The 20715-nt window shown below is 46.2% G+C and carries 18 protein-coding genes; 14 read left to right on the top strand and 4 right to left on the bottom strand.

Annotation, left to right across the window (positions count from 1 at the left end):
- The first annotated feature begins 166 nt into the window (after nt 1-166).
- Entirely contained in the window at nt 167-2320 is a 2154-nt protein-coding gene (locus ACY2VT_RS00800; RefSeq protein ID WP_461878553.1) for a glycoside hydrolase family 3 C-terminal domain-containing protein, read from the top strand.
- An 82-nt stretch (nt 2321-2402) separates the two neighbouring features.
- Entirely contained in the window at nt 2403-4715 is a 2313-nt protein-coding gene (locus tag ACY2VT_RS00795) for a glycoside hydrolase family 95 protein (protein WP_461878549.1), read from the top strand.
- A gap of 137 nt (nt 4716-4852) precedes the next feature.
- Here the strand turns inward: ACY2VT_RS00795 and ACY2VT_RS00790 are convergent, their stop codons facing one another.
- The 3 genes from ACY2VT_RS00790 to ACY2VT_RS00780 form a co-directional block, all read right to left on the bottom strand.
- On the bottom strand, nt 4853-5959 hold the full coding sequence (locus ACY2VT_RS00790) for a radical SAM protein (RefSeq protein ID WP_461878548.1): 1107 nt from the start codon (nt 5957-5959) through the stop codon (nt 4853-4855).
- Nucleotides 5960-6148: 189 nt separating this feature from the next.
- Nucleotides 6149-6592 (bottom strand): hypothetical protein, encoded by a 444-nt coding sequence (locus ACY2VT_RS00785; protein ID WP_461878547.1) that lies wholly within the window; start codon nt 6590-6592, stop codon nt 6149-6151.
- Nucleotides 6593-6594: 2 nt separating this feature from the next.
- Nucleotides 6595-6912, bottom strand: a complete 318-nt coding sequence (locus ACY2VT_RS00780; protein WP_461878546.1) for a PqqD family protein — start codon at nt 6910-6912, stop codon at nt 6595-6597.
- 208 nt (nt 6913-7120) lie between these two features.
- Between ACY2VT_RS00780 and ACY2VT_RS00775 the strand changes: the two genes are divergently transcribed.
- The gene (locus ACY2VT_RS00775; protein WP_461878545.1) at nt 7121-8326 is read left to right on the top strand and encodes an AAA family ATPase; all 1206 of its coding nucleotides are present in this window, start codon (nt 7121-7123) and stop codon (nt 8324-8326) included.
- 225 nt (nt 8327-8551) lie between these two features.
- Here ACY2VT_RS00775 and ACY2VT_RS00770 read toward each other — a convergent pair whose 3' ends face one another.
- The gene (locus ACY2VT_RS00770) at nt 8552-9010 is read right to left on the bottom strand and encodes a very short patch repair endonuclease (protein WP_461878544.1); all 459 of its coding nucleotides are present in this window, start codon (nt 9008-9010) and stop codon (nt 8552-8554) included.
- Nucleotides 9011-9167: 157 nt separating this feature from the next.
- On the opposite strand from ACY2VT_RS00770, the gene ACY2VT_RS00765 reads away from it, so the two are divergent.
- The 11 genes from ACY2VT_RS00765 (at nt 9168) to ACY2VT_RS00715 (ending at nt 20541) form a co-directional block, all read left to right on the top strand.
- On the top strand, nt 9168-9377 hold the full coding sequence (locus ACY2VT_RS00765; protein ID WP_066546090.1) for a helix-turn-helix domain-containing protein: 210 nt from the start codon (nt 9168-9170) through the stop codon (nt 9375-9377).
- The gene (locus tag ACY2VT_RS00760; protein ID WP_461878542.1) at nt 9377-10585 is read left to right on the top strand and encodes a DNA cytosine methyltransferase; all 1209 of its coding nucleotides are present in this window, start codon (nt 9377-9379) and stop codon (nt 10583-10585) included. Before ACY2VT_RS00765 ends, ACY2VT_RS00760 begins: the two co-directional genes overlap by 1 nt.
- Entirely contained in the window at nt 10572-11312 is a 741-nt protein-coding gene (locus ACY2VT_RS00755; protein WP_461878541.1) for a PmeII family type II restriction endonuclease, read from the top strand. Before ACY2VT_RS00760 ends, ACY2VT_RS00755 begins: the two co-directional genes overlap by 14 nt.
- 1 nt (nt 11313) lies before the next feature.
- The gene (locus ACY2VT_RS00750) at nt 11314-12399 is read left to right on the top strand and encodes a DNA cytosine methyltransferase (protein ID WP_461878540.1); all 1086 of its coding nucleotides are present in this window, start codon (nt 11314-11316) and stop codon (nt 12397-12399) included.
- A 13-nt stretch (nt 12400-12412) separates the two neighbouring features.
- Nucleotides 12413-13024: a hypothetical protein gene (locus tag ACY2VT_RS00745; protein WP_461878539.1), complete on the top strand. Its 612-nt coding sequence runs from the start codon at nt 12413-12415 to the stop codon at nt 13022-13024.
- Between the two features lies 1 nt (nt 13025).
- Nucleotides 13026-14165 carry a DUF262 domain-containing protein gene (locus ACY2VT_RS00740; protein ID WP_461878538.1) on the top strand — a complete coding sequence of 380 codons (1140 nt, stop codon included), beginning with the start codon at nt 13026-13028 and terminating at the stop codon, nt 14163-14165.
- Nucleotides 14166-14284: 119 nt separating this feature from the next.
- Entirely contained in the window at nt 14285-15643 is a 1359-nt protein-coding gene (locus ACY2VT_RS00735; RefSeq protein ID WP_461878537.1) for an MATE family efflux transporter, read from the top strand.
- A 135-nt stretch (nt 15644-15778) separates the two neighbouring features.
- Nucleotides 15779-16702 carry a hypothetical protein gene (locus ACY2VT_RS00730; protein ID WP_461878536.1) on the top strand — a complete coding sequence of 308 codons (924 nt, stop codon included), beginning with the start codon at nt 15779-15781 and terminating at the stop codon, nt 16700-16702.
- Nucleotides 16699-17268 carry a S24/S26 family peptidase gene (locus ACY2VT_RS00725; RefSeq protein WP_461878535.1) on the top strand — a complete coding sequence of 190 codons (570 nt, stop codon included), beginning with the start codon at nt 16699-16701 and terminating at the stop codon, nt 17266-17268. Before ACY2VT_RS00730 ends, ACY2VT_RS00725 begins: the two co-directional genes overlap by 4 nt.
- Nucleotides 17265-18779 (top strand): nucleotidyltransferase domain-containing protein, encoded by a 1515-nt coding sequence (locus ACY2VT_RS00720; protein ID WP_461878534.1) that lies wholly within the window; start codon nt 17265-17267, stop codon nt 18777-18779. Before ACY2VT_RS00725 ends, ACY2VT_RS00720 begins: the two co-directional genes overlap by 4 nt.
- On the top strand, nt 18751-20541 hold the full coding sequence (locus ACY2VT_RS00715; protein ID WP_461878533.1) for an ABC transporter ATP-binding protein: 1791 nt from the start codon (nt 18751-18753) through the stop codon (nt 20539-20541). Before ACY2VT_RS00720 ends, ACY2VT_RS00715 begins: the two co-directional genes overlap by 29 nt.
- The last annotated feature ends 174 nt before the right edge of the window (nt 20542-20715 follow it).

Raw genomic sequence — 20715 nt, 5'->3', positions numbered from 1 at the left:
TTAGTCACACTTGTGTGTGCCAATCTCATTATAGGATAAATTTATATGAATGGCTCACCTTCCGTGAAGGTGGCTCTATTCAAGCGATAGAGTGGTTCTGAATCACCGTGCAGATGGTTCTGTGCGGTCGGAATATACAACAATAGAGGCAACAAATTTCGGGAGGATTTTACCTATGAGTAAAGAGACGAGAGAGTATGCAAAACAGCTGGTTTCCCAGATGACACTGGAAGAAAAAATGAGCCAGATGGTGTATCAGTCACCGGCGATCGAGCGCCTCGGCATTCCGGCATACAACTGGTGGAATGAAGCGCTGCACGGTGTGGCAAGAGCTGGTGTGGCAACGGTATTTCCGCAGGCTATCGGCCTTGCCGCAACGTTTGATAAAGAACTGCTGCAGGAGATCGGTGACGTTGTTTCCACCGAGGGACGTGCAAAATTCAACGAGTTTTCGAGAAAAGGCGACCGCGGCATTTATAAAGGTCTGACCTTCTGGGCACCGAATGTCAACATCTTCCGTGATCCGAGATGGGGCCGCGGCCATGAGACATACGGCGAGGATCCGTATCTGACAGGAGAACTTGGATGCGCCTACATCCGCGGATTACAGGGACCGGACCCGGATCACCCGAAGGCAGCGGCGTGTGCCAAACATTTCGCCGTCCACAGCGGCCCGGAGGCGATCCGCCACGAGTTTGACGCGAGAGTCAGCAAACATGATCTGTATGACACCTATCTGTATGCCTTCAAACGCTGCGTCAAGGATGCAAAAGTTGAGGCAGTCATGGGTGCGTACAACCGTGTCAACGGCGAACCGGCATGCGGAAGCAAAACATTGTTAAAGGACATTCTGCGCGATGAGTTCGGCTTTGAAGGCCATGTTGTCTCCGACTGCTGGGCAATCATGGATTTCCATGAGCATCACAGAGTAACAAAAAATGTGGAAGAGTCCGCCGCACGCGCCGTCAATAACGGCTGTGACCTGAACTGCGGCGTTGCATTTCTGCATCTGCCGAAAGCATACGAGGAGGGCCTGGTATCCGAAGAGGCAATCACCGCGGCAGTTGAGCGCCTGATGGAAATCCGCATCCGCCTCGGTATGATGAAAGATTATCCGTCACCGTACGAGGATCTGTCCTACGATCTGGTCGAGTGTAAAGAGCATGTCGACCTGTCCGTTGAGGCAGCGAGAAGAAGCATGGTTCTGCTGAAAAATGAGAACAACATGCTGCCGCTCGATGTGAAGAAAATCCGCAGTATCGCCGTGATCGGACCAAACGCAAACTCGAGAGCAGCACTGGTTGGAAACTATCAGGGAACATCGTCCCGCTATATCACACCGCTGGAGGGCATTCAGCAGTATGTCGGTGATGATGTGAGAGTGACATACGCAGAGGGCTGTCATCTGTATAAAAATAAAGTAGAAGGACTCGGCGAGGACAAAGACCGTTTCAAAGAGGCTGTCATTGCCGCTGAGCATGCAGACGTTGTCGTTCTGTGCCTTGGACTTGATGCAACTGTTGAGGGTGAGGAAGGTGATGCCGGAAATGAGTACGCGAGCGGCGATAAGCTGGGCCTCAATCTGCCGGGCTTACAGGAGGAGCTGCTGGAGACGATCACCGCAGTCGGAAAACCGGTTGTGCTCGTTCTCTCTGCAGGAAGTGCCATCGACCTGTCCTGGGCCGAGGAGCATGTACCGGCCATTCTTGACAGCTGGTATCCGGGTGCGCGCGGCGGAAAAGCCGTGGCAGAGGCGCTGTTCGGCGATTATGCACCGAACGGAAAACTGCCGGTGACGTTCTATCAGGGAACAGAAAATCTGCCGGAGTTCACCGATTACAGCATGGCAGGACGAACTTACCGCTATACCGACAAAAACATTCTGTATCCATTTGGATACGGACTGACGTATGGAACGATTTCCTACAGCGGCGCGAAAACGGAGCAGGAGACGAGCGCGGTGCTCGACGATGTGACCGTGTGCACGAAGGTGAAAAATGAGAGTGCATATCCGCTGCATGAGAGCGTAGAGGTTTATGTGAAATACAAAAACGCACAGCCGGGTGAGCTAGGATATCAGTTAAAGGGCATCGCATGCGTGGAGCTGCAGGCAGGAGAGGAAAAAGAGGTTTCCGTGACACTGCATGCAAGAGATTTCGCTGTTATCACAGAGGATGGCGGATGTGTCGTACGGCCGGGCGAGTATGAAATCTCCATCGGCGGACAGCAGCCGGGCGAAAGAAGCCGCGCGCTGACAGGACGTGAGACAGAGATTCTGACGGTCAGAAAAGAAGGAAACGAAGAGAACGTCGAGTATTAAGTATTAGATAGAAATTGGAAAACGAAGAGGGAAGTGGAATCGTCTGCCTCCCTCTTTTGGTGACAGAATGGAGAGACAGGATATGAGTACATTATGGTATACAAAACCAGCCGCAGAGTGGGAGGAAGCACTGCCGCTCGGTAATGGACGGCTCGGTGCGATGATCGCTGGAAATCTGTGCGAGGAGCGGATCCAGGTCAATGAGGAGACGATCTGGTACGGCGGATGGGAAGACCGCCTGAATCCGGATGCGCGGGAAAATCTGCCGAAACTGCGCGAACTGGTCCGGCAGGGACGGATTTCGGAGGCGGAGCATCTGATCCGTCTGGCATTCATCTCGGGACCGGATGGACAGAGAGGCTATCAGACGCTTGGCGATATCGAGATGAAATATTTAAACGATCCAGCACAGGAGGAATGCACCGCGTACCGCCGCAAACTCGATCTGGACCGCGCGGTCTGCCGTGTGCAGTATGAGAATGCAAAAAAAGAAGCATTTGAACGAACCTGCTTCATTTCCAGACCGGCGGACTGTATGGTGCTGCACCTTCGTGCACCGAAGGGAAAAGTGTCGGTTGAGGTGATGCTGAACCGTGCGAAATACTTTGACCGCACAGGAAAAGTCAACGATCACACGATTTATCTGAGCGGAAACCTCGGAAAAAATGCCCTGGAATTTGCCATGTGCCTGTCGGCAAAGGCAAAGGGCGGCCGTGTGTACACGATGGGTCATACCCTGGTGATCGAAGAGGCGGATGAGGCCGTGCTGTACTTCGGTGCGGACAGTACGTTCCGTTATGCGAAGGAAGACGTCGCTGCATGGGAGCCGCGCGTGCAGGATGTGCTGGCAGAGAAGATTACCGAAAAGCTGGAGCGTGCGATGGCGCGGGAGTATGAAGAACTGCTGGAGGAGCATAAAAAAGACTACCGCAGTTTTTACGGCCGTGTGGCATTATCCCTGCCGGAAAAAGAGGAAAATGCCGCACTTCCGACGGATGAGCGCCTGCAGAAGATCATTCACGGCGGCACAGATGAGGGACTTGCAAAGCTGCTGTTTGACTACGGACGGTATCTGCTGATCGAGTGCAGCCGCCCGGGCGATCTTCCGGCGACGCTGCAGGGGATCTGGAACAAGGATTTCATGGCGCCGTGGGACAGCAAATATACGATCAACATCAATACAGAAATGAACTACTGGCCGGCAGAGGTCTGCGCGCTGCCGGAGTGTCACACGGCACTCTTCGACCTGATTGAACGGATGCGGGAACATGGCCGGAGCATCGCACGGCGGATGTACGGCTGCCGAGGCTTTATGGCACACCACAACACGGACATTTATGGAGACTGCGCACCGCAGGACAACTGGATTCCGGCGACGATCTGGGTCATGGGAGCAGCATGGCTCTGCACACATCTGTGGATGCATTATTCTTATACGCAGGATCTGGAATTTTTGAAACAGGCTTACCCGGTGATGGCGGAAGCGGCGCTGTTTTTCGTGGATTTCCTGGAGGAAAAGGACGGCTATCTTGTGACGAATCCGTCGCTGTCCCCGGAAAATGTTTACATTCTGCCGAGCGGCGAGCAGGGCTGCTGCTGTATGGGCGTGACGATGGATATGGAGATTCTGCGCGAGCTGTTTACCGGCTGCAAAAAGGCAGCGGAACTTCTCGGGGACGCTGTGGATGATGTAGAAATTCCAGATGTTTCGGATGTGCGGAAATTACAGAACGAGATCAACGCGGCACTCGAAAAACTGCCGCCGATCCGCATTGATTCCACGGGAAGAGTGATGGAGTGGATGGAAGAGTACAAAGAAGCAGAGCCGGGACACCGCCATGTGTCACAGCTGTATGGCCTGTATCCGTCCGATCAGATTACGATGGATGGAACACCGGAGCTTGCTGCGGCCGCTGCAGAGACACTGCGTGTGCGCCTTGCCAACGGCGGCGGCCACACGGGCTGGAGCCGGGCATGGATTATCAACTTTTATGCGAAACTGTGGGATGGCGAGAAAGCGTGGGAGAATATCTGCCAGATGCTGGCAAAATCCACTTACGCCAACCTGTTTGACCGCCACCCGCCGTTCCAGATCGATGGAAACTTCGGCGTGACCGCAGCCATCGCACAGATGCTGGTGCAGAGCAGAGAACACAAAATCATTCTCCTTCCGGCGCTGCCGAAGGCGTGGGATCATGGAGAAGTGAAAGGCCTGCGGCTGGTTGGAAATGCGTCAATTGCACTTGCGTGGGAAGATGGAAAACTGACGCGGTGTGCGGTTACGGCGGAGCAGGCGTATGAAGGGGAAGTTGTGTATGGCGAGATGCGCAGCACGGTAAAACTGGAAAAAGGCGAGACGGTTGTGCTGGATGAGATGCTGCACGTGCAGGCATAAAACGGACGTAAAAAAAATGGAAGAAAGTCCTGTCAGACGGAGAAGGATTCAGTCTGGCAGGACTTTTTCCTGTACATAGGAGCCCCTGATAACCGCAGCAGTAACCTGAGAAATTTACAAAATGTTTTTCTCATGGCTCAGGCGCGTGAGGCAGCGAGATCCGCAGAATAGAGATGCAGGAGTTCTTTTGTATAGCGGCACATGTAGTCAGGGATGCTGTCGTAAGCGCCGGTTTCCAGTTTTGCGCAGGCGGCGCAGGTCTGGCAGATGCGGCGGAGGGAGCAGGAGGAGCAGCGGGGATTTAAGGTAATGGCTTCGATTTCGCACTGAAGCTGCTTCCAGGCATTGTCAAATCCTGTTTCAAAAACGTTGATTTCCGGCTGCGAGAGCATGACGCATGGGCGCATCTTTCCCTGCCAGTTGATCGTAAAGGAAGTGCGGCCCGCCTGACAGCGCATGCGCTGGAAATCGGGTTCGGGAGTATCCGGCGTTTCGGCGGCGCGGGTTACGGTGTTCTGGGCAAGCTGAAGGTAGACTTCAGGTTCGAGGGAGGCTTTTTCAAACTGAATTTTTCCCCGTGCAGCATCCTCTGGCAGAAGCCGGGACTGTTCACAAAACGCAGCGGATCGCTCGCGCCGGGCAGGATACATGTAGGTGTCGATGTTGATCGGAGCGTCGAGAGAGCGGGCGAGTGCCACTAGGGAGTCCACATCCGTGCTGTTGTTTCGCACGAGACTGCCATTGATTTTCACATCAACATTCCGTTCCCGCAGAAGACGAATCCTGCGCAGCGCCTTTTCAAACCCGTCTTCGTAATGACAGAGATCGCGGTAGGTTTCCTTCGAAGTTCCATACAGCGTGATATTGATGCGCCGCGGCGGATATTGTGCAAAAAAGTCCGCCCAGGTTTCATCAATCAGAGTCCCGTTCGTGTTGAGCGTCAGAATCATACCCATGCTGCGAAGCTCCAGATACAGCGTTTTAAAATCTGGGAAGAGGAGCGGCTCGCCGCCGGTCAGAAGAAGGAAAAGCGTACCGGCTTTCTGCATCTGGCGTGCAAGCGAAATCCATTCCTCGGCAGACCGAAGACGCCCCTGACGTTCCATTTCAGAGCGTGAGAGACGGACGTAGCACATGTCGCAGTTCATATTACATAAGGGAAGAAGTTCGAGACTGCCGTTGATCGGGGTGTGGGAGCTGGCGGCTTTGGAGATCAGACGTTTTTCGTAGGTGAGGTTGTCCATGGGGATCCTTTCTGTATAGATATGCAGATATGGAAATACGGCCAACTTCTGGGGAGCTGACCGTATTTCGGGTGAATTAGAAGATTTCTGTTTTATAACAATTCCAGAAAATAATGCAAAAAATTCAGCACCGCAGAACGTGAATTACTGTGTTATTTTTGGATCTTGCTATAGTTGAATTGTGCGAGCTTAGGAATGGTTTGGATGGCTACTGTCAATGTCGGTAATGACAAGACGGCCAATATGAGAATACGTACCGCTGTGATTATCCCCGTCATCACTGTTCCATTGTACACCGTAGTAAGTACCAGCTTTGGCTTCATATCCTTTAATATTATAAATTGGTCGATTTCGCTGAATCTGATTGCCAATATATTCATAACCAGTTCCGGTATCCCCATTGAAAGAGATTTTTGCATCGTTTCCGCAAAGGCCATGCAGCATACCCTGAGAATCTCTATAATAGCCGCTTTCTTTTCCATTATAATCATCAAAGCGGTCTGTTTTACCATTGGTCTTTCCATTACCCGGATAAGCACACTGAATCACACCTGTGATGCATGCCGCCACATACTCATTCGCCTCAAACAGTTCTCCGGCCACTTCCGGCCGTGTCCACTTCATTTTTTCCATCTTCACTCCTCCTCCTTCAGAAATCCAAGCATTACACTTTCATTCATAAAATCATAAATATCCGGTTCCAGAGATCCCGAATCGTCGTCATACCGTTCCTGTGCAGCCGCAACCGTCTCGGCCAGCGTATGCGGCATCCGAAACAATTCCCACAAAAACCGCGAAGTCTCATTCAGCGTCATCATCCCATTAAAATGATCCGTACTCGCCCCCGTCGGCACAAGAATCGTTTCCCCGGCAATTTCTCTTACTATGTAATCTTCATTGGCACAATAGCGTTTCTCTTTTGAAAAAGTATGATCCACTACATCCTCCATCATCCTATGGTCCCTCTTTCGAAAGCACAGTGCTGTGTAATTAGTAAAATATTACAGTTTCTATTACAAATAAGATTATAAAGAAATGGAGATTAATTGTCAAGGAAAAATTTGGCAAAAAACAGGTGTTGTGATATTTGCTTTTTCTGTAGATGAAAGGAAGGTTTCGTGATAAGATAGAGAAAGAAATGAAAACGGAGGTACGGACAATATGGGAAGCTATTTGAACCCTGGAAGTGATCTTTTTGAGATGGCGCTTCAGTCGCAGATTTTTGTGGATAAAAGCGGTCTGATAGAAAAAACAAATCGCTGTGTGCGGACACTCCAGCGGTATCTGTGCGTGAGCCGTCCGAGACGATTTGGAAAATCTATGGCAGCGGATATGCTGGCGGCTTATTATGACAGAAGCACAGACACCGATGCATTATTTCGGAATTTGAAAATCGGCGGAAGCGAAACATATAAAAAACATCGGAATCAGTATGATGTAATAAAAATCAATATGCAGGAATTTTTAAGCGCAACAAGCGGCATTGACGAAATGCTGCGCATGCTGAACGACTATCTGATTTTTGATCTCAAAGAGCAGTACAGTCAGGTGCGCTTCCGTGATGAAAAGAATCTGGTGCAGGTAATGAAAGATGTCTACGCCAGCACGCGTCATTCCTTTGTGATTCTGATTGATGAATGGGACTGCCTGTTCCGGGAGTATCAGCAGGATCAGAATGCGCAGAAAAAATATCTGGACTTCCTGCGGTTCTGGCTGAAAGATAAGGAATACATTGCACTGGCATACATGACAGGAATTTTGCCAGTCAAAAAATATGGTTCCCATTCCGCATTGAATATGTTCACCGAGTATTCCATGACAGACGCCGGAGATCTGGCAGAATATTTTGGTTTCACCGAGTCGGAAGTGCAGGAGCTGTGTGAACAGTATACCATGAGTTTTGAAGAAGCAAGAGCCTGGTACAACGGATATCATCTGATCTCACATGAAAATGGAAACCGAAAAGTCTATTCCATGTACAGTCCGAAATCCGTTGTCGAGGCAATGCAGAGACGCAAGTTTGGAACATACTGGAATCAGACAGAAACGTATGAGGCACTGAAAGTTTACATCCAGATGAACATGGACGGCCTGAAAGATGCCATAGTAGAAATGCTGGCAGGCGGAAGCATTCGAATTAATACAGGAACTTTCAGCAACGACATGACAACATTTGCCACCCGGGATGATGTCCTGACCCTGCTGGTACACTTAGGGTATCTGACATACGATAACGAAAAAGAAACCGTAGCAATCCCAAACCGCGAAGTGTCCCAGGAATACATCAACGCAATCAGCACAATGGACTGGACGGAAGTCGTTCGCTCCGTCGAAGCGTCGCGTACTCTAGTGGAAACTGGTATGTGATGATCCGCTATCAGGATCGGAAAGAAGTAACAAAAGCAGAAATGTAAAAGCGGATTTATTACAAGAAAAGAAGCAGTAGGTGGGCAAAATGTTAAAGGGAAGCATTCAGGAATGCCTAGCTTGGGGGCTGAAAAAGAGTGAGATAAGAGAACGAAAAACCATATTGTTTTTACAGAGAAAAAGTTTGTGACTGTATTGTAGAAAAATATGGCCACAAACTTTTGGTTATTCATCTGAAAGATCAATATCAATAGCATCATTGGAGAAGATAGTATCCCATATAGCTTCTTCAATGGCCTGGAGACACTCGTCAGTATGTTTTTTGATATCTTGTCCCCAGAAATGTATAACTGTATAGCCCAGAAATAGAAGCTTTTTATCGGTTTCAAAATCACGGGAACGGTTATGTTCAATTTTTTTGATCCAGTAATCTGGATTGTTGCCCTTTTCAAGACGAAGTTTTAGGATTTCCCAGTCTTTTCCATGAAAAAATTCACTGTCGCAAAAAATAGCAATCTTGTATTTGGTAAGAACAATATCAGGAGAGCCAGGTAAAGCTTTATAGTTTTTACGGTATCGGTATCCTTTGTGCCACAGAGCTTTCCTTAGTTGGATTTCAATGGAGGTATCTTTACTGTGGATTTTTCGCATATTTTTAGACACAATTTCGGGGTTACGAGACATAACTATTTTCACCACCTTTTGTATAAAGTATTTTAACAATTTAAATAAAAAGATACAAGTACCAATGTCTGCACAGGATGAATTATTTGATTGACGATGTAAATGTTATGCTTTATACTTGTTAAGTAAAAGTTGATTAAATGAAGAGGTACCCGAAATGACGATTTCTGAACAAATCAAGGTGCTGTGTGTGAGATCAGATATCAGTGTGGCTGAACTTGCACGGCGAATAGGGACAACACCACAGAATTTTAATGGGAAAATGAAAAGAGAGAGTTTTACCATAGCTGAATTAGAAGATATAGCAGATGCGGTAAATAGTTCTTTTGAAAGAAAATTCGTATTAAAAAACGGAGAGAAAGTTTAATGCATAAAAATATAAAACAGAATAATTATAGTAGATATGCTACTAATAGAGATGTTATTTCTTTATTTTCCGGGGCAATGGGGTTAGATATTGGATTGGGAAAAGCAGGTTTAAATGTAGTGATTGGACAAGATTTTGACGCAGCATGCGTGAAAACGATGAAAGCTAATGGGCATAAGGTGTTGGGAGGAGATATTAGAGAAATACAACCACAACAACTGTTAGATATGACTGGTTTATCAGTGGGTGAGCCATTTTTGATTTGCGGGGGACCACCATGCCAGCCTTTTTCAACTGCGGGAAAAAGATTGGGCATAAATGATCCAAGAGGAAGTTTGTTTATGGATTTTATTCGTATGATAGATTACATACAGCCTCGATTTTTTGTAATGGAAAACGTAAAAGGAATTATGTCATCACCGTTAAAACATGTACCTTTATCTGAAAGAGATGAGAATGACCCTGAACAAAAACTAGGTACAGTGCTTGATGTAATTTTATCTGAATTTGACAAATTAGGATATAAGACAGTATATGGGGTGTTGGATGCTGTAAATTATGGTGTTCCTCAATTTAGAGAGAGATTTGTATTAATCGGAAGCCGTGATGATGAAAATGTTTTTTTACCAATTCCCACACATTTTCAAATGCATCAAGATAAGAAATATCAGTGGCAAACTGTTGGAAGTGTAATAAAAGATTTGGAATTTGATTATGGAGAATGTGCAACATTAAGTCAAGAAAGAATGAAATTTTTAAAAATGGTTCCGGAAGGTGGAAACTGGAGAGATTTGCCAGAGGATATTATTCCGATTGCAATGGGTGGTGCATATAAATCAGGAGGAGGAAAAGTTGGATTTTATAGAAGGTTATCGTATGATCAGCCTTCACCAACGGTAGTTACTTCTCCGGTGCAGAAGGCGACAATGATGTGCCATCCGACACAGAATAGACCGTTAAGTGTAAAAGAATATGCAAGGATTCAACAATTTCCAGATGATTGGGTATTTACTGGAACAACAGCAGCGAAATATCGTCAAATTGGGAATGCAGTTCCGGTAGGATTAGCTGAAGCTATTGGAAAAACGGTACTTTCTGTAGCTGATAATACTGCGGTTGTCCAAACAAAACGTTTTAGAGGGACAAATGTGCATAATAAGATTAGAAATGCAATAGAATTGGGAGGAAGTTTATATGCCATTAAATAATTCATATGATGAACAGGCAGTGATCCAGTCAATCGCATCTGCATTGGAAACATTTTATGGAGCATTAATTGAAAAAATAGATGGATTAAACATCCAGAAAGTAATGAAACGTAAAAATCCATATTTATATCGTGCAAAAGCTATGCAGAGCGCAACTGAAATTGTGGATTCGGTACTTAACGCATTTGTAAGTTCCAGTGAAGAAACCATTTTTGGCAATTGCTTTTTTGAGCCAATTGCTATTGCGGCAAGTGGTGGAAACAAGGCTTTGGCAGAAGGCATTGATATTATGATTCAGAACAATGAGACAAATACAATTTCAGCAATAGCTGTTAAAAGTGGACCGTCTGTATTTAATGCAGACAGCAAGAAAAGACAGGAGCAGAATTTTACGGCTGCTTCTAAGTTGGCAAAGCAAGCAAAAGCAAGATATGAAGCGTATATTGGATATTGTTATGGTAAAAAGAAAGAATCTGGAAGAGGAAAGCCTAAAATGTATCAGGAGTTGGCTGGAAAACGTTTTTGGGCGGAATTAACAGGAGATGAAGATTTTTACATAAAGATTATTGGATACATGGGAACTATGCCAGAGAAATATGTTGCTGATTATAAAAAGAGCTATAATAGAGCAGCCAATAGACTGGTTAGAGAGTTTGCAAATAGTTTCTGCCAAGAAGATGGAAGTATTGATTGGAAGAAATTAGTAGAATTTAACTCGGGAGATTAAAATGTCAATTGAAGTTTTTTCTTTCTTCTCTGGACTAGGTTTCATGGATTTAGGATTCGAAGAAGCGGGGTTTGATATAGCGTTCGTTAATGAATATAACCATAATTTTATACAAGCATATCAGTATGCTAGAAGAAATAGACTACACTTCCCACGTTATGGATACTATGAAGGAAGCATAGAAGAATTTCTAAATGATAGGGTTTGGAATGAACAATTTCCGGATTACGATTCGAGAAATAAAGATAGGCTTATTGGGTTTATTGGTGGGCCTCCGTGCCCGGACTTTTCAACTGCTGGTAAAAATGCGGGAAGTACAGGGGAAAATGGTAAATTAACAGAAAAGTATGTAAGGCTAATTATTAAACGTCAGCCAGATTTTTTTGTGTTAGAAAATGTAAAAGGCTTATATCAGACAAAAAAACATAAAATATTTTATGAGCAGATGAAAAAAAGGCTATATCGAGCGGGATATTCATTATTTGATTCGATAGAGAATGCTTTGGAATATGGAGTGCCTCAGTTCAGAGATAGACTAATATTAGTGGGATTTAACCGGAAAAAATTCGGGAGGAATCTAAAATATGCAATTGGAACCAATAAAATATATAATATGGATCAGGTAGAGATGTGTAATTGGCCAACTGTTGATCCGTTCCAAGTTGGAATTATGCGAAATGAGCCACAAGATATAATTCCAGAAGTAACAGTGGAGTATTGGTTTAGAAAAAATGATGTAGGAAATCATGCAAATTCAATGGATTATTTTAACACTGTTGCAAATGATAAATTTAATAGCATAGCTGAAGGAGATACTTCGAAAAAGTCATTTAAACGATTACATAGGTGGAGATATTCTCCGACTGCGGCATATGGCAATAATGAAGTACATTTACACCCATACCAACCAAGAAGGATAAGCATAGCAGAAGCGTTGGCAATACAATCTTTACCAGGGTGGTTTGAGGTTTTACCAACGTTATCTTTATCTGCAAAGTTTAAAATGGTTGGAAATGGAGTCCCTTATTTGTTAGCAAATGGAATTGCTATGGAGTTGCAAGGGTGGATTGAAAAACATATGAATTAAGGTGGGGATATAAATGATAGATGCAGAAATGATAAAAGCGGATTTGATATCATTAGATACACGTGATTTTTACATCAAATATATTGTAAAATCAAAATACTGGTATTTTTCTGATTATTTAGAAATACCTAGTGATGAAGTGATAGATGTGTTGGATAGATTTAAAGAAATTGTTTCTGAGCATTTTAACATTAGTTTTCATAGTTTGCAGCTTGTAGGAAGCGCTAAGACAGGTTTTAGTCTGTCGCCAAATAAACTTTTGACACCATTTCATGATGAAAGTGATACGCAAAAATCCTCAGATATAGATATTGCTATTATCTCAGAGAGATTATATCAATATTATTGGGACAAAATGAGGCAAACGGAAAAGATACAATATAAAAGATTTTATCAACAATTGACAGCTTCTATATTCCGAGGATATATCAATGATAAAGTTTTGATGGAAATACCGCCAATCAGAGCAGAATGGCTTGCAGTTGTAGCCCCTATTAATAAGTTGCTGCAAGATGAGTTAATGATAGTGCATCCAATTACGTATAGAATTTATAGATCATGGGAAGATTTAGAAGAATATCAAATTATAGGAATTGAAAAGACAAAAAAATGTTTGGAGGGTTAAAATGTTTTCTTTTGCTGACAATCATAAGAGTATAAAAGAAATTAATACAATGTTTTCGAGCGGAAGCTTAATTGTAGATGAATCATATCAAAGAAGATCGGTATGGGGAGAAAAAGATAAGATAAGATTAATAGAAACAATTTTACTTAAGCTTGTAATTCCGGAGGTGTTTTTTTGGAAAGCAGAAACAGACCCAGAAACGGGAGAATCGGTGACACATATTGTGGATGGTCAACAAAGAATAAAGGCGATTTCTTCTTTTATAGATAACGACTATAAACTAAAATCGCAGTATTTATTAGATGCGGGAATTAAAGAGAAATATGGAAATAAATTTTTTAAAGATTTAGATCCAAGTGTGAAAACTGCATTTTGGAATTATCGATTAATGATTATTGAGATAAGTCAGGAATCAACTAAAGAAGAAATTGTAGAAGTATTTAGAAGATTAAATTTGACAGATTTTAATTTAAATGATCAAGAAAAACGAAACAGTATATCAGGAGATTTTGCGGCATTAGCAAGAGACCTGTCTGAAAATGAAATATGGGAAGAAAAGCATTTGTTTAATAATACTGACATAAAGAGAATGAAGGATGTGGAATTTTGTGGAACTTTGATTTTGCTATATCGGCAGGGGATTATAGATCAAACAGATCAAAAACCTTTAAATCAGGCATATGAAGATCTGCAAACAGGGTATACAGAGGCTGAAAGTGATAAACAACATATTTGCGATGCAATCACTGAATTGAGAAAATTTATTGAGGATGATGATATTTTAAAGTTTGTAAAAAGAAAAGCACAGCTATATACAGCTTTTTCTGTTATTTTCTATTTACAGAGAGAGGGCAAAAACGTTACAGGAACTCATGTGGAAAAATTGAAAAATTTTGTAAAATTGTATTCGGTTTTTGACAATGATATGGATATGGATGGAAAATTATCTGACGAGGAGAAAGATATTTATGATATGTTAAAAAAATATAAGTTAGCTTCGTCAGAAGGACTGAATAAACACACAAATAGAATGATTAGATATAATGTATTAAAAGACTTTTTGTGCGATGAAAAAAACACAGATGATATTCAGAATGCGTTATATGATAAAATTGTAAATTATGTAGTGCAGGAACAATAATGTTATTATCTTGCAAAATACATTGCCAAATTATTATTTTAAAATTTAACTAAGAGCGCCCATTTTGGGAAGGGAAGTCTTAGTAAAATATTTAAAAACAGAAAAGGTTCACAAAAGCAATGAGTCAAAACAGAAAATCCACCGCGATTGCCATGACGGAAGGTTCGCTGTGGAAGAATATTTTTATGTTCAGTATTCCGTTGATGTGTTCGCAGGTCCTCGAGGTTCTGTTCAACCTGAGTGATGTGGCGGTTGTCGGGCGGTTTGCGGATTATAAGGCGTTGGGATCGGTGGGATCGACGACACTGCTGGTTTCGCTGTTCACCGGATTTCTGATCGGTATGGGAAGCGGTGTGAATGTGCGTGTGGCGCATGGACTTGGTACGGGGAATCGGGAGACGGTTTCGAAAGCGCTTCATACCTCGCTGCTGCTCTGTACGCTGATCGGTCTGCTTGTGAGCGTGATCTGCATTTTGTTTTCCGCTAATATGCTGTCGATCCTGCACACGAAAGATGAGCTGATGGACGGCGCGGTTCTCTACATGAAAATCTACGCGCTCGGCATGCCTGCGATGGGAATTTACAATTTCGGCAACGGCGTTTTGAGTGCGCGCGGTGATACGCGAAGCCCGCTGATCTATCTGACGATCGCCGGTGTGCTGAACGTGATTCTGAACCTGTATTTCGTTATCGTTCTTCACATGGCGGCCGATGGTGTGGCGACGGCGAGCGTGATTGCGCAGTATGTCTCCGCAGTCCTCGTTATTTTAAATCTCCTGCGGCGGAGAGACGAGTGCCGGCTGCATCCGTCAAAAATCCGAATGGATGCATATGCTGCCAAAATGGTATTGATGCTCGGTATCCCGGCGGGAATCCAGAATGCGATTTTTGCGGTTGCCAACCTGTTCGTTCAGGCCGGTGTCAACTCCTTCGATGCCGTCACCGTTTCCGGAAATGCGGCAGCCGCCAATGCCGATACGCTGGTTTTTAATATCATGGCAGCGTTCTATACCGCCTGTGCCAGCTTTATCAGCAGCAACTGGGGCGCCGGAAAGCGGGACCGGATGCTGAAAAGCTATCTGATCAGTCTGTTTTACTCCTTTATGGCGGGAACACTGTCCGGTGTACTGCTTCTGATTTTCGGACGGCAGTTTTTATCCCTGTTCGCAACAGATCAGGCGGTCATCAACGCCGGAATGGAACGACTGAAAATCATGAGCTTTTCGTTCGCGGTTGCGTCGTTCATGGACTGCACGACGGCGGCATCCCGCGGAATCGGAAAAAGCGTTCCGCCGACGATTATCATTATTCTCGGCTCCTGCGTGTTCCGTGTGATCTGGGTGTACACGATTTTTGCGTATTTCCATACCATTACGTCACTGTACCTGCTGTATATCTTTTCGTGGACGATTACCGGTGCAGCGGAGATCCTGTATTTCCGGCATGGCTATAAAACGCTGCAGATCAGTCAAAAATAAAATTACGTATTTTATTACAAAAGAGACTCTAAAGATTGACGGAGTCTCTTTTTTTTGCTATCATAAATGCGGAAAAAGGGATCGTGATACGCTGCGGGGAGACGGGAAGATCATGGGGAGAAAGAGGAGTTTTTGATGGAAAAAACATTTCAGACAGGGAGTTTTTCCTTCCGGCTGAAGTTTCCGGAAAAGCTGGTACTTCCGGCGGATATGGAAAAATTTTCGGTGGAAACGGATTCTGCGGATTATACATATATCATTACGGCTGTCGATATATTGCCGGAAGCGGAGGGAGAGCTGATTGTGGATCGGGTCGATCTGCAGGTATTTCATACAAAAGAAGGATTGGAGAGCCGCCGGATCGGTGTGAAAGGAGAAGAGCGTCCTTATGCACTCTACCGTGAGACTGCGCAAAATCGTGCGGAGGTTTTCGTCGGCAGGTGGTATCTGGCAGAAGTTGAAAAGTATGAAGTTGTTTTTCTTTCCCTCTTTGCCCTGGAGCGCCGTCTGGCGGAGCGGCCGTGCCTGATTCTGCACTGTGCATACACGGAGTATCAGGGGAAAGCAATGCTCTTTTCTGCACCATCGGGAACAGGCAAAACCACGCAGGCGGGACTCTGGGAGCAGTACCGGGGAAGCCGTACCGTAAATGGGGATAAGGCATTGCTGGAATATGACGGCACAGCGTGGACAGCAAACGGCTGGCCGGTCTGCGGAACATCAGGGGTCTGCGAAAACAAAAAGCTCCCGGTCGGATGCATTGTAATGCTGAGCCAGGCAAAGACGAATCAGGCGTGGCGGCTGCGTCCGGCGGAGGCATTTACAAGTTTATACGGACAGATCACCATGAACCGCTGGGACAGGGAGGGACTGGTGCACAGTCTCGACCTTCTGGAACAGCTGGCCGGAAAAGTTCCGGTGTATCATCTGGCGTGCGATATTTCAGAAGATGCGGTGAAAACGCTGGAGCAGGAGATTGGGGCCGGTTCGTTCGAAAGTGAAACATATGCAGCTGCACTGCGCAGAAACAGGATTCAGAAAAGGGAGAAACATGCATGAAAATGGTGGATACCCATTCCTATGTCGAAATGCTGAAAGAACTTGTGGAGCAGGGCAGGGAAGTGCGTATGGTGATTTCCGGTAGCAGTATGGCACCGTTTCTGATTCATGGACGCGATAGCATTTTCTTCCGATCGCCGGAGCGGGAGCTTCGGAAAGGTGATATCGTATTTTACGAGCGGCCGGGCGGACAGTTTGTCGTGCATCGGATCTGCCGCGTTCATGCAGACGGTTACGATATGATCGGGGATGCACAGACGGAAATCGAGCATCACGTGCAGCGGGAGCAGATGTTTGCACGGGTGACAAAAGTGGAACGAAAAGGAAAAATACTTGTGCCGGGAACGTTCTGGTGGGAGTTTTTTGCACAGGTCTGGATTCGCATCATCCCGCTTCGCCCGGTTCTGATGCATGGATATGCCCGATTCTTCTCTGTGGATAAAAGGAAAAAAGAAGCAAATTCCGTGGAAAATGATGCGTGCAGGAAGCCCTCTTTGTGGAAAAAGCAGGAAACGTCTGGCGGAATCCCGTCCGCACGCAGAGAAAACGAAAGGAAAAGAAGATGATTACAGAAACAGAAACCGCATTCCTTGCGGTGATTCGTGCGTTTTTGACAGAAGAAAAAGCGGCTCCGGCGGAAATTGAGGGGCTGACAGAAAAACAATGGAATCATCTGTTTGTACTGGCGTCCCGGCATTCGCTGCTGGCGGCAGTCTATGATGTGGTGGGGAAAACACCGGCATTTCTGCAGCTTCCGGCAGAGTTCCGCGGCCAGATAAAAATGCAGGCAATGCAGAGCGTGATGCAGCAGGTTTCACGGACTGCCCTGTTTCTTGCGGACGAAAAAGAGCTGGAAAAAACAGGCATACAGCCGCTGGTAATGAAAGGAATCGTGTGCAGATCACTTTACCCCAAACCGGACCTGCGCCCGTCCGGAGATGAGGATCTGCTGATTCAGGCGAAAGATTTTGCGGCAGTGGATACTTATTTTGTAAAGAAAGGTTTTGTGCGGGATAAACAATGGGCGGGATCAGGCGATGCGGAGGTTTGGAAGCGGGAGAAGAGAGATCTGTCGAAAAAGCCGCAGCAGTCGGAAAAACCGCATGATTCAGAAACCGATGCGATTCCGGAGGAGATGGGTTACATTCATCCCAAAACAGGTGCTTTTTATGAGATCCATACCAGCCTGTTCAGCAGAACTTCCTCCGCATACGGCTATCTGAACCATGCATTTTCCAACGTTTTCGAGCATCCGTCCCAGATGGAAGTGCAGGGACAAATCATTTATACTTTAGAGGAAACGCATCATCTTTTCTACCTCCTCTGCCACAGCTTCAAGCATTTCCTCCACGGCGGTGTCGGCATCCGCCAGATCTGTGATATGGTGCAGATGATTCGGACATATGGAAGCAAAATTGACTGGAAGATGTTCTGGCGGCTGTGCGAACAGTATCACATGACGTGTTTCTGCATCAATATGCTGGATATCGGGGAGCGGTATCTGGGATTTTCTTATGAGGAGAGCGGAGCAGTCCGTTGTACGAAGAAGATCCGCCCGGACTCCGAAGCCCTTCTGACGGATATCCTTGATGCCGGTGCATTTGGAAAATCGAGTGCGGGGCGCATCCACAGTGCAAACATTACCCTATATGCGGCTGAAACCGGAGTCAACGAACGGAAGACGGGGACGGGCGGAGTCTGGAAGTCGTTGTTTCCAGAGTCTTCTTATATAAGGAATACGTATCCCTATGCAGCAAAGCATCCATGCCTGATTCCGGCAGCATATGCACAGCGGATCTTTAAATGGATGCGGCAACAGCATCATGCCGGAAGAGAGCAGAAATCCAGCCTGGAAGTCGGCACAGAGCGTGTTGCACTGCTGAAAAAATACGATATGATCCGCACGGCAGAAGATCCCAGAGAGGGAAAAAACAGAAATCCAAAACAAAAGAAGGAGAAGGCGGAGAGAAACACGGCGAAGAGCAGAGCCGCCTCAAAAATGAGGTTAAAATTTCTGAAATCAGATGAGAGAACGAAAGGAGGCGCGCATGCAGGAAGAACCCAAAGAGGAAAATAAGGACGCCTCCTTCGAATCCCTCCGCATTCTGGCAGAGCGCTGGAAAAACGGCACCTTTTCCGAAATCATCGACGACTGGAAATGGATTTTCAGCTACAGTGCGCGTTACAAAGGCGCGATCATTTTCTACACGATTCTCGGTATCCTGAGCACATCACTCGGCCTTGTCGGCAGCGTGGCAGGAAAATACCTGATCGACATCATCACCGGCTACCAGATGCAGAAACTGCCGCTGCTTCTCGGAATCATGATCGGAAGCACCGTGTTCAGTCTTGGTTTCGGAAGCATCATTAACCGCATCTCGACGAAACTCAGTATCGCCATCAACAACGACATTCAGGCGGATATTTTTGACAAGATTGTGGATGCGGACTGGCTCGAAATCAGCAAATATTCGAACGGTGACGTACTTAACCGTTTCAACGGCGACATCGGGACTGTCAGCGGCAACGCAATCAGCTGGCTCCCGACGATCATTATCGCCATTTATAATTTCATTGCCACCTTTTTCGTGATCCTCCACTATGACTGGATGATGGCTCTGATCGCTTTCTTAAGTGCCCCCTTTCTCCTTCTGATGTCCCGTTTCATGATCCGCCGCCAGCGGGAGTACAGCAGAAAAGTGCGCGAGATGAGCAGCAGACTGATGGGTTTTGAGGTGGAAGCGTTCTACAATTTCGACACGATCAAGTCCTTCGGCATTGCCCCATATTACAGCAGAAAGATGCGGTGGTGGCAGGGAATGTTTAAAGACATCAGTCTGAAATATAATCTGTTTACGATCAAGACGAATATTGTACTGTCGATTCTTGGAAGTACCGTAGAGTTCATCGCCTTCGGCTACTGCCTGTTCCGCCTGTGGACACACGATATCACCTACGGAACGATGACGCTGTTCCTGCAGCAGCGGAGCAATCTCTCCGGTGCATTCAGTAACGTGATTTCGATTATTCCGTCCTTCCTCAACAGCTCCGTATCCGCGCACCGCATCCGGGAACTTGTGGAACTGCCGAAAGAAGTCCATATCCCCGAGAGCGCCGAACTCGATCCGCTCGCAAAAGACGGCTTTCAGGTGCAGATGCGCGGTGTGGAGTTTTCTTATATAGAAGGAAATCGTGTCATCACAGAATCCGACTTCCAAGCCGCCCCCGGCGAAATCGTCGCGCTGGTCGGTCCGTCCGGTGGGGGAAAAACAACCATGATCCGCCTGATCCTCGGCCTCATCCACCCGCAGGAGGGCGAAACGGTGATGATCGCCTCAGACGGAAAAACAATCCCCATGAACGCCGAAACCCGTCACCTTTTCGCCTACGTCCCGCAGGGAAACACCATTCTTTCGGGAACGATCGCAGAAAATATGCGCATGGTAAAAGAGGATGCCGCCGATGCGGAAATCATCGAAGCTCTCAAAATCTCCTGCGCCTGGGATTTCGTCCAGTATCTGCCCGACACCATCAACAGCCGTGTCGGCGAACGCGGCCGCGGCTTCTCCGAAGGACAGTCCCAGCGCCTCGCCATCGCCCGCGCCATCCTCCGTGATGCCCCGATTCTGCTTCTCGATGAGGCAACCTCCGCCCTCGACGTCACCACGGAACGGAATGTCCTTCGAAACATCATCCGTCAGCGCCCCAACAAAACCTGCATCGTCACCACCCACCGTCCCAGCGTCCTCGGCCTCTGCCAGAGAGTCTACCGCGTGATGGACGGAACCGTGACAGAACTTGACGAAGCGGAAGGGGCGAAGATGGTGGAGAACTTTTAGAAAAATGGCTTCTTTTTCACAGAACAGGTGGGAAAGGAGCCATTTTTGACGGTAAAATGGCGCAAAAATGACATCAGAATGACGTCAAAACGACACCAAAGGTCAGACGAGTGATATTCCAAAGTCAAATCAGTTATAGAGTTACAAGTCGGAAAATTGCTATAATACAACCAT

It is taken from the genome of Fusicatenibacter sp., assembly GCF_050872605.1.
Classification (GTDB): domain Bacteria; phylum Bacillota; class Clostridia; order Lachnospirales; family Lachnospiraceae; genus Fusicatenibacter.
This window is presented reverse-complemented; position numbering and strand designations above follow the sequence as displayed.